The 6335-nt window shown below is 72.6% G+C and carries 5 protein-coding genes; 3 read left to right on the top strand and 2 right to left on the bottom strand.

Annotation, left to right across the window (positions count from 1 at the left end; genetic code table 11):
• The first annotated feature begins 398 nt into the window (after positions 1-398).
• On the top strand, positions 399-1760 hold the full coding sequence (locus tag AB0958_RS30620) for an MFS transporter (protein ID WP_366893713.1): 1362 nt from the start codon (positions 399-401) through the stop codon (positions 1758-1760).
• Positions 1761-2005: 245 nt separating this feature from the next.
• Here the strand turns inward: AB0958_RS30620 and AB0958_RS30615 are convergent, their stop codons facing one another.
• Together AB0958_RS30615 and AB0958_RS30610 are read right to left on the bottom strand one after the other, a co-directional pair.
• On the bottom strand, positions 2006-2527 hold the full coding sequence (locus AB0958_RS30615; RefSeq protein ID WP_366893715.1) for a hypothetical protein: 522 nt from the start codon (positions 2525-2527) through the stop codon (positions 2006-2008).
• A 175-nt stretch (positions 2528-2702) separates the two neighbouring features.
• Entirely contained in the window at positions 2703-3179 is a 477-nt protein-coding gene (locus AB0958_RS30610) for an SRPBCC family protein (RefSeq protein ID WP_366893712.1), read from the bottom strand.
• 476 nt (positions 3180-3655) lie between these two features.
• Between AB0958_RS30610 and AB0958_RS30605 the strand changes: the two genes are divergently transcribed.
• Positions 3656-4885, top strand: coding sequence for a hydrolase (locus AB0958_RS30605; protein ID WP_366893711.1), 1230 nt, complete (start codon positions 3656-3658; stop codon positions 4883-4885).
• Between the two features lie 236 nt (positions 4886-5121).
• The gene (locus AB0958_RS30600) at positions 5122-6273 is read left to right on the top strand and encodes a glutathione-independent formaldehyde dehydrogenase (protein WP_366893710.1); all 1152 of its coding nucleotides are present in this window, start codon (positions 5122-5124) and stop codon (positions 6271-6273) included.
• The last annotated feature ends 62 nt before the right edge of the window (positions 6274-6335 follow it).

Raw genomic sequence — 6335 nt, 5'->3', positions numbered from 1 at the left:
CGAAACGCCGGTTGTACCCGATCTGGATGGGCACGCCCCTGCCCTGGACGGCCTTGAGGACCTCGACGCCGTCGCTCATGTGCTTGGCGACGGGCGTGCTGCACGCCGGGCCCCGGCGTCGTGCGTCAGGGGCTGTGGTGCGTCCGAGTCGGGTTCAGGTCTTGAAGCTGACTGGGTGCCTTCGTGAGTCCCCGTACGCCCCTGTGAGCAAGCACACTTCGCACCCAAATGCCCTGACACATCGGGACATTGGGCGCGCACCGGGCGTCGGGGCGAACCGGCGAAGCGCACCCCGGGCACCTGGTCTGCCACCATGGCGGTGCCTGATCGACCGGGTGGAGCGGCCGCGCAGCGGAGCCGGCACCCTTCGCCTCCGCCGGTCCCCTCCCACCTCCCGGTTGCCGAGTACCGCCGTGCCTTCTGCTGCTCCTGTCACCCTCCCTGCCCCGCCGCCCGAGGCCACTTCGCGCTCGCCGTGGCGGTCACTGCGCCACACCGGCATGCGCTGGTGGTCCGCCGCGAACTTCCTGTCCAACGCGGGCACCTGGATGCAGCTCACCGTGCAGAACCTGCTCGTGCTCCAGATCACCGGATCGGCGGCCGCCACCGGCCTGTCCGTGTCCGTGCAGGCCGCTCCGGCCCTGTTCATCAGCGTGTTCGGCGGCGCGGCCGTGGACCGCTGGCCCCGCCGCACCACCGTCGCCGTGAGCCAGGCGCTCCTCGGTGCCGTGGCCTTCACGACGGCGCTCCTGGTCGCCCTGGACCGGCTCGACCTGACCGGCCTGCTCCTGCTGGCCGCGGTGACCGGCGTCATCGCGACCGTCGACGGGCCCGCCTGCGCCCTGCTGGGCAACGACCTGGTCCCCGCCGAGGACCTTCCCTCGGCCATCGGCGTGGGCGCCCTCGTGCACAGCGCGGGACGGCTGGTCGGCACCGCGCTTGCGGGGGTGACCGTCGGTTTCCTCGGCACGGCCTCCGCGTACCTGGGCAACGGACTGTCGTTCCTGTTCGTGGCGTCGGTCGTGCCGTTCCTGCGTCCGGTGCGGGACCCGCGGGGCGAGGGGGACACCGGCCCGCGGGCGGCGCCCTCGCCCACGCCGCCCGACTCCGAACTGACCGTGCGCGAGGGACTGGCCTTCTTCGCGCGCCGCCCCCGGCTGGTCGCCCTGGCCTGCGTGTCCGCGATCAGCTCGGTCTTCGGGCGCAACTACGGACTCACCCTGGCCGTCCTCGTCACCGGCCCCCTCGCGGCGGGCGCGGGCGCGTTCGGGACCGTATCGGCCGTCCTCGCCGCGGGTGGCATCGTCGGGGCCGTCCTCGGCGGCCGGCTGCGCCGTCCGTCGGTACGGCTGGTGGGTGTCCTCGCGGCGGCCGGCGGTCTGCTCCAGGCGGTCGCGGGGCTGTCCCCTTCACTGCTCGTGCTGCTGGTGCTGGTGCTGCCCATGGCGGTGGTGGAATCCGTCTCCGACACCGCCATGACGGCCGTCCTCCAGACCGACCCGCCCGCGCACCTGCGAGGGCGCGTCCTCGGCATCTGGAGCAGCATCGGCACCGTGTGGAGCCTCGGCGGACCGCCGCTGCTCGGGCTCCTCATGGAGACGGCCGGTGCACGTGGAGCGCTGGTGGGCGGCGGTCTCCTGGTCGCCGGCGCGATCGCGACCGGCTTCGCCGTACGGATCCGACGCCCCCACGCACCGGTACTGATCCGTCCCCGCGACGGCGACGCCCCCCTCGTGAAGGCCCTGGAGACAGCGGCCTGAGACCCGGGCCGCCGACCCGGGCAAGATCCACGGGACCGGCCCCCGACGTGTCCGGCGGGTTCTGGCGGGCCGGCCGGGCGTCGGGGGGTGGGTGGGTTTGAGGGCTGGGGCGTGTGTCGGCGGGCCGGTGGGCCCGGGGGAGCGGGGGGAGGCCCCTGGGGCAAGGGGGCGGTCGTCGTGCGTGCCGGGGTGGGGGCCGGCGCGTCGGTCGGCGTGGAGGCCGGGGAGGGCGCCGTGGTCGGGGCTCAGGTTCTGGCGGGGGTGTCGTCGGGGGAGAGGCGTCGGTGCAGCTGGGCGGCGTGCAGTCGCGCCACCGGGGCGAGCAGGTCCGGATGGCGCAGCAGGGCCGCCGCCCGCCGGTCGTCCTCGTCGGGCAGAAGCAGGCGCCGGAAGTCGACCGACCCGCCGGCCAGGTGCTCCCCGTCGGCGAGCGCGCGGACGGCGAGCCCGGCCAGCTCGGGCTCGCAGAGCAGTTCGGCCGCCCAGCTCGCCACCACCTCGTCCACCCAGCTGCGCCAGGCGCCGTCCGCGTCGTGAGCGGCGTCGCCGCCGGTCACCCAGTCGAGCCGCGCCGAACCACCGGAGCCCACGACACCGACCAGGCCGGCGTCCAGTGCGGTCGGGTAGCGCAGCCAGGCCGCCACCGTCACCGCCTGCCTGACCTGCGCCTCGCAGCGCGCGGCGGCGAACGCACCCCCGTGGGCGGGGAAGGCGCCCGAGAGCCAGCGAGCCGTCGCTGCGATGAGCGGAGAGAGATCTGCGAGCACTGCCAACCGTCCGAGACACCTGAGGGGAAACCGATCGGGAACCGACAAAACGGTATCCCGCGTCGGCCCCCTGAGGTATGGGCGAATCAAGTGGCCCTCCACACAGCGCCCCGCACACAACGCCCCCAGCCCCTCGCCGACGGCGAGGGGCTGGGGGCGTTGTGTGCGGCCCTTCCTAGAGCGGGCCGCCGGTTTCACCGGGCCGGACCCGGCCACGCCAGGCACCGCTCTCGGTGCCGCGCTGCTCGATGAACTCCTTGAAGCGCCGCAGATCGCCCTTGACCCGCCGGTCGATCATGCCGAGCGCGTCCGCGCCCTTCTCGGCCAACCCGGAGGGCTCGACGTCCATCGTGAGCTCCACCCTGGTGTGGGCGTCGTCCAGGGACTCGAAGCGGACGGTTCCCCGCTGTCGGGTGTCACCGTCGGTGGCCCGCCAGGTGATCCGGTCGTCCGGCAGCTGGTCGACGATCTCGGTGTCGAACTCGCGCCGTACCCCACCGATGCTGGTGGTCCAGTGGTTGTGCCGGTCGTCGAGCTGCCTGACCTCCTCGACACCCTCCATGAAGTTCGGGAAGTCCTCGAACTGGGTCCACTGGTTGTAGGCCGTGTGGAGCGGGACGCCGACGTCCACGGCTTCCTTGACCGTGCTCATCTGTTCCTCCTCGTCGCGAGCGGCTTATTCCCGGGGCGCGGACCGGCGGCCCCGAGCTGTCCTCGTGTCGGCCCCGGTGCTCGGCGTGATCGGGTCGCCGTCTGCCGCACGTTCGGGCGCGCCCTGATCGGCGTCCTCCCGGGCGGCACGCTTCCCGACCTGCTCAAGCACCTCGTCCGTGAGGGTCGGGGCCGTTCTGTCCTTCTCGTTGGGTTCGGAGTGTTCGGATCGCTTTGCCACGGCGCCCGGGTACCCGGTTCCCTCCGGGGCATCCACGCTGCCGCCCGCACTTTCGCTCGCCCGGCGAGACGAATCGGTACGGCGGGCGGGCTCCGGTGACACCCGTGGTACGGCTAACCCCCCGGTGCACAGACCGGTCCGCCGGATGGCCGTGGGGGGTCACGGTCGGCGAAGCTGCGAGGGAAAGGACCTGCACAAGAGAGACCTGCACAAAAGACATCCACAAGGAGGCCCCCTTGCTCACTCGCCGCGCCGCCGTCCTGTCGGCCTTCGCCGCCGCAGGCTTGTGCGCCGCCTCCGCCCGCGGCGCGTCGGCAGCGCCGCGCCGGGCCGGACGGGCACGGCTGACCCTGCCCCCTCCCAGCGGTCCGCACCCGGTGGGGACGGTCTCCGTGCGGCTCGTCGACACCACACGCGCCGATCCCTGGTTCCCGGCACAGCCGTACCGGGAGCTCATGATCAGCATCCGTTACCCGGCACGGGCCGTCGACGGTCACCCGAGGGCACCGCAGCTGCTTCCCGGCGAGGCCGCCGGCTTCGCCGCCGTCAACAACTTCACCGACGTGCCCGGCGACCGGGTCGACTGGGCGGCCACCCGTACCCACGCCCACGAAGGCGCCCCGGCCGACCGCGACCGGGGCCCGTACCCGGTGGTCTGCTACTCACCCGGCGCCGGCGACCCCCGCTCCCTGGGCACCACCCTCGGCGACGACCTCGCCTCACGGGGCCATGTGGTGGTGACCCTCGACCACACGTACGACGCCTCGGCCGTGCAGTTCCCCGGCGGCCGCGTCGAACGCACCGTGCTGCCGGCGGAGTTCGCCAAGGCCTACCCGGACGAGGGCCGCATCAGGGCGCTCCTGGAGAAGACGGTGGCCGTCCGCGTCGCGGACACCCGCTTCCTGCTCGACGAGCTGCCGCGGGTGCTGCCCGGGGAGCTGCGCGGCGTTCCGGACTGGACCCGGATCGGCATGTTCGGGCACTCGGCCGGCGGCTTCACCGCCTTCCAGGCCATGCACGACGACCCGCGCATCGCGGCCGGCGCGAACTTCGACGGCGTACTCGCCTACGTCCAGGAGGACAGCGACCAGGGCCACCTGTCCGGTGTCGCGGCGGACGGACTGGACCGTCCCTTCCTGCTGGTCGGCAAGGACGGCAACGACCTGAGCACGGTGCCGTCCTGGAACGCCCTGTGGCGGCACAGCCGCGGACCCGGCGCCGGCCTGACCCTGCGGGGTGCCGGACACGCCACCTTCACCGACGCGGAGACGACGATCCCGCAGCTCGCCCGCCAACTGGGCCTGCCCCGCGCGACGGTCGTCCGGAACGTCGGCACCGTCGCCCCGACCCGCGCGATCCTCGTCGAACGGGCCTGTCTCACCGCGTTCTTCGACCGATGGCTGCGCGGCCGCGACGAGGCCGAACTGCCGGACGGCTACCCGGAGGTGCGGCTGTTCCGCCGCTGAGCGGCCGCTTTGAAGCGTACGGTCGGCCGGGTGCGCCGGCCACGCCGGTGTCCGGTCCGCCGCCCCCGCCAGGCGGGCGATCACGGTCTTCCCACGCCGGGCCGCCCGTCTGGTTGCACCGGGTGCCGTACCGGCGTTTTCTGGAAGTATCCGATGGTGAAACAAGAGCGCCCAAGGTTGCGGCACTGACCTACCTGGGGCCCTGCCTCGTGGCGTTCGACGCGGAGGTGAACCAGGTGAAAGCCGTTGTCTACGAGAAGCCCTTCAGCGTCGCTGTCAGGGACGTCGACGATCCAGGCATCCAGCACCCGAACGACGTGCTGGTACGGGTCACATCCACCGCGATCTGCGGGTCCGACCTGCACATGTACGAGGGCCGCACGGCCGCGGAGTCGGGCATCGTCTTCGGACACGAGAACCTCGGCATCGTGGAGGAGGTCGGCTCGGGTGTCGCCTCGCTGTCCCAGGGCGACCGGGTCGTCATGCCCTTCAACGTCGCCTGCGGCTTCTGCAAGAACTGTCTGGCAGGGAAGACCGGATTCTGCCTCACGGTGAACCCGGGCTTCGCCGGCGGAGCCTACGGCTATGTGGCCATGGGCCCCTACAAGGGCGGCCAGGCGGAGCTGCTGCGGGTACCGTTCGCCGACTTCAACTGCCTGAAGTTGCCGCCGGGCAACGAATTCGAGACCGACTTCGTCCTGCTCGCCGACATCTTCCCGACCGGCTACCACGGCTGCGAACTCGCCCAGGTGATCCCCGGCGAGAGCGTGGCCGTCTTCGGCGCGGGGCCGGTCGGGCTGATGGCCGCCTACTCCGCGCTGCTGCGCGGCGCGGCCAAGGTGTTCTCGGTCGACCGGGTACCGGAGCGGCTCGCCAAGGCGGAGGAGATCGGCGCGATACCGATCGACTTCACCCAGGGCGACCCGGCGGAGCAGATCAAGGAACAGACCGGAGGTGAGGGCACCGACAAGGGCGTCGACGCCGTCGGCTACCAGGCCCAGGCGCACGACGCGAGCCACGAGGAACCCGCCGTGGTCCTCAACACCCTCGTCGAGACGGTACGGCCGACCGGCATGCTCGGCATACCCGGCCTGTACGTCCCGTCCGACCCCGGCGGACCCGACGAGCACGCCAAGCACGGCCAGCTCCTGGTCTCCATCGGCAGGATGTTCGAGAAGGGCCAGCGGATGGGCACCGGGCAGTGCAACGTCAAGCAGTACAACCGGCAGCTCCGCGACCTGATCATCGCGGGGCGGGCCAAGCCCAGCTTCGTGGTCTCCCACGAACTGCCGCTGGAGGAGGCACCCGGCGCGTACGAGAAGTTCGACCAGCGGGTCGAGGGTTACACCAAGGTCGTCCTGCACCCCGGTCACGCACTGGCCGCGTAGGCCTCGGGGCACGGCTGCCTCATGGCACAGCCGAGGAAGGGCGGGGGCCGGCGGGCCGCACG

It is taken from the genome of Streptomyces sp. NPDC006655 (genome assembly GCF_040703965.1).
Lineage (GTDB): Bacteria > Actinomycetota > Actinomycetes > Streptomycetales > Streptomycetaceae > Streptomyces.
This window is presented reverse-complemented; position numbering and strand designations above follow the sequence as displayed.

Coding starts and splice junctions, on each gene's coding strand:
- AB0958_RS30610 (WP_366893712.1), bottom strand. CDS start 3,179: ATGAGCACGGTCAAGGAAGCCGTGGACGTCGGCGTCCCGCTCCACACG.